We start from the raw sequence: 3305 nt of genomic DNA, 5'->3' as shown, positions 1-3305 counted from the left end.
GGTTGATAATTTATGATTACATGGTTCAGTGTATGAAGGAACTGGCAAAGCCAGTCCCTGACATCGACTCACTTCTCCCTTGGAATTTTTCACGCTAAAACGCCCCGTGGGATTATGGGGCGCTTACATATTAACCACCAAACCTTGTTCGTAGTTAGTTTTTCTGAAAAAGAAAAAGGCTCTGGTTTTAGTAGTATTGTATATAAAACGGATAATGTTAGTTTGTTTTTGAGTGGTAACTCACTCAATGACAGTCATTATACACTTGTGAGATTACTGGTGGACATTGTGTCTTTAGGTGTTGTTGAATCTGATTATGTTGATGCTCAAGGTGGGAAAATGGCAACATTTATTCATCGACAAGGGGCTAATAATAACTGGGTTCGAAATGGTATTAGCAAGCTGATACCATTAGATAGTTGATAACCTTAATGGTTTATAACCCCTCTTTTTTTGTTAGCTAGTGCCGATTAGGTACCCTGTAAAAGCAGCATTTTTAATAGGCTTTTGTTTAAAGGAGATAGTTCCTCCTTTTGATGATGGCCACATCGCTTTTAAGTTTTGATCGCAAATAATTTCATTTTGTCCACTGGATAATTTGGTCGCTCGAAAGATACACTCTCCAAAAGCTTTTGGTTGTTTTTCTTGTGGTAAACCAACTAGTGTAACTAAGGCTTTGCTTGTAGCTAATCCAACACCAATATCGATAGGAGGTAATCGATAACGTTTCTTCAATTCTTCATTTATCATTTGTCTCACATTATTCACGGCTTTTTTTGCTGCTCGATGTGAAGCGTAAATTGCTTCTTCCTTAGCTTCGGGGTCGATTTGAAATAGAGCTAGAACACCATCACCCAAGAACTCTGTAACTTTGCCATTTTCTTTACTAACTACATGAGCTAACGATGGTAATAGTGCTGAAGTTTCATAATAAACCCTTTGCAAACCAGATACATCTGCATTTTTTGAACTGATTGCACACATGAGATGGTCGGTTGAATTTCGCATATCGGCTACAAAAGCAATAAATTCATCAATGACAGTTTCATCATCTCGAACTATTTTATGACCAGGAATATTGGAAGGTTGGACTGAATCTTCCATCTTTCTATTTAGTGCTTCTAATATAAAACCACCTCTTTGCCAGTGCTTTTCTGCTTCATTTAGGCTTGCATTTATTATGGCTTGAAGTTCGTTTTTTTCGTTCTCTAGCATTATAAACCTTTGTGTATAAGTAATGAGCGGTAGGAATCTCGGTTAGTTTTTTTATGTTATACGTCTATCAAGCAAGTGATTTCACAGAAATAAAAATCAACATCCCAATAATAAACCACAGGCCAGAGAAGAGTAATGAAAAATTTAAACGGTGTAGTTTAATGTCTCGAATGTAGATCAGTTTCATGTGCTCAAATGATAGCTCTAACTCTATTTCGTGTGTTGTGTTGGGATAAGATTGGGCAAAGCTGGCGACTTCTTTATTGGCTTTGATTACACTTCTATTCACTAGCGAATCTAAAAAAACAAAGCTGTAGAGTCCAGCACTGTAGAAGGAGCCTGTACATTTATTGTTGATGATGTTGTTTACTGGATTGCCTATCGCCGATATTGTCCTCACCAGCATATAGATTGTCGTAAGCCAAAGGATAAAAAAGATTATCGTAAATGTTTGGCTACCTATCTCCTCAGAAAGCTGTATCAAATATCTCCAAATATGAGATATTTGAGAAAAGGGCAATAATATCCCAGCCAACAAAGCACCAACCTTAGCGTCAGTGGCTCTGATCGTCGCTTGACAGTCTTCAATCGCTGCGATGATAAATTGATTTTTACTGCTATCCATTATTCTTAACCCATTCATTCATTGAAGTGTTGATAACATGCCCATGATAACAATCCCTATTATTGTTTTTACTGAGTAGTTTTTTTCTGCGTTCATTTAAATTGTTATAAAATACGTTCGAGACAACCATTTCTTTATCTGATGATGTTTTGTTTCCAAAACTACAAAGTTCAGCAGCTTCACTTACTAAGCTTCCAAGCCAAACCACTTCATTTATGCCGCTTCCTTTGTATCCCGACTTGATTAATAGTGATTTTCCATAGGAGATCCCGATACCAACGGTTATTTCTGAGTAGTTCCGTTTTTTATATTTGATATTTAAGGTGTCAATCAGCGATGAAATCTGAGCACCGATACTAAATACAGCATCAATGTCACTTTTCTTGGGAGTATCGAATATAGCCCATACGCAATCGCCCTCTATACAGATTTCTTTAATTTTATCATGCCCTTTCACTACGGCTACCAGCTCTGATATGTAAGTTTTATAAATTTTTGCCAGAACGGGGTTGGTGTGTTTTTTGTTTAGTTCTTTGGACTTACGGATGTCAACAAAAAGAGCTGTACACCATACATTGAAACCATTGGTAAAGGTTAAGTCATCCCTTGATGGGATAGTTTTCTTTTCTGTATAGTTTGAATCAGAAGACTTTAGTATTTCATCGATCCTGTCTCTACTTTTATCATAATCATATGAGCTATATTCTGCTTTCACTTTGCTTCCTCAATTACTTTCTTGGCTTAAGTGCGCTAATTTTTATACGTTGATTGGTTAAAATAGATGCACGTAACAACCATCATTAATGGAGGGTTATATCTAGCATTTCAAGGGGGAAGCACAAAACTTTAGTCTATCTGGTCATCCTTTACGTGAGGCGCAGAATGATGTCCTTTGGAAGGAAATGTTTATTTTGGTTTTCATTGTAGAAATAGTTGCCATTAATTTTGTGTATCTGATCTCTTTCAGGTGTTTTGATAAGTACATTATGTAGGCAATAGAGTGCAATACCGACCAGTTCCACTTGATCTTGTTCGGTTAGGTTATCTTGTCGATACAGCTCAACTAATCGTTGGGTACATGACTTTTTGAACCGTGTCTCTTTAATTCTTTGGATAATGCGACGGTTAATTTCAAGATCACAATTATACTGTTGTTTTAGATGAGTGATGAAACCTGTAATAGCTGCTGTTTGCCCTGTTTTTGTGGCTAAATAGCTATTAACTTGATGCTGCAAAGGAAGTGTTGTAATTGTGTGGAAAATGATTAAATCAATTGCAGGCTGTAAAGCTAGTCGAATTGACTTGAGTGTGATTTGACCTTTTTCGTATTTTTGTTTTAAGTATTCTGGTCTAATCGATCTGGACACCTTGATTGTGGATAATACGATAATCAATCGAGGTGAATATGAATACAAAACGTCAATATCGAACTTATACGAAAGAATTTAAAGAAGAGGCAATCGGC

5 protein-coding genes are annotated in these 3305 nt (G+C 36.5%); 1 reads left to right on the top strand and 4 read right to left on the bottom strand.

The annotated features are described in order from the left end of the window. The first annotated feature begins 114 nt into the window (after nucleotides 1–114). On the top strand, nucleotides 115–423 hold the full coding sequence (locus HC723_RS16595) for a hypothetical protein (RefSeq protein WP_190339876.1): 309 nt from the start codon (nucleotides 115–117) through the stop codon (nucleotides 421–423). A 33-nt stretch (nucleotides 424–456) separates the two neighbouring features. Here the strand turns inward: HC723_RS16595 and HC723_RS16590 are convergent, their stop codons facing one another. The 4 genes from HC723_RS16590 to HC723_RS16575 all read right to left on the bottom strand — a co-directional run bounded on the left by HC723_RS16590 (nucleotide 457) and on the right by HC723_RS16575 (nucleotide 3207). Next, nucleotides 457–1215: an adenylate/guanylate cyclase gene (locus HC723_RS16590; RefSeq protein ID WP_190339875.1), complete on the bottom strand. Its 759-nt coding sequence runs from the start codon at nucleotides 1213–1215 to the stop codon at nucleotides 457–459. 67 nt (nucleotides 1216–1282) lie between these two features. Continuing rightward, a complete protein-coding gene (locus HC723_RS16585; RefSeq protein WP_190339874.1) occupies nucleotides 1283–1840 on the bottom strand; it encodes a hypothetical protein in 558 nt (185 codons plus the stop codon). Next, entirely contained in the window at nucleotides 1833–2555 is a 723-nt protein-coding gene (locus HC723_RS16580) for an adenylate/guanylate cyclase domain-containing protein (protein ID WP_190339873.1), read from the bottom strand. Before HC723_RS16580 ends, HC723_RS16585 begins: the two co-directional genes overlap by 8 nt. Nucleotides 2556–2706: 151 nt before the next feature. Then, nucleotides 2707–3207 carry a hypothetical protein gene (locus tag HC723_RS16575; RefSeq protein ID WP_190339872.1) on the bottom strand — a complete coding sequence of 167 codons (501 nt, stop codon included), beginning with the start codon at nucleotides 3205–3207 and terminating at the stop codon, nucleotides 2707–2709. Nucleotides 3208–3305 lie beyond the last annotated feature (98 nt).

The sequence above is a fragment of the Vibrio sp. S11_S32 genome (genome assembly GCF_014694465.1).
GTDB classification, from domain to species: domain Bacteria; phylum Pseudomonadota; class Gammaproteobacteria; order Enterobacterales; family Vibrionaceae; genus Vibrio; species Vibrio algicola.
Note: the sequence above shows the minus strand (reverse complement) of the source record. Positions and strands in the feature narration are given on the sequence as shown.

Excerpts from the sequence above, each read along its gene's own strand:
- HC723_RS16585 (WP_190339874.1), bottom strand. The coding sequence starts at position 1,840 with ATGGATAGCAGTAAAAATCAATTTATCATCGCAGCGATTGAAGACTGT.
- HC723_RS16590 (WP_190339875.1), bottom strand. The coding sequence starts at position 1,215 with ATGCTAGAGAACGAAAAAAACGAACTTCAAGCCATAATAAATGCAAGC.
- HC723_RS16595 (WP_190339876.1), top strand. The coding sequence starts at position 115 with ATGGGGCGCTTACATATTAACCACCAAACCTTGTTCGTAGTTAGTTTT.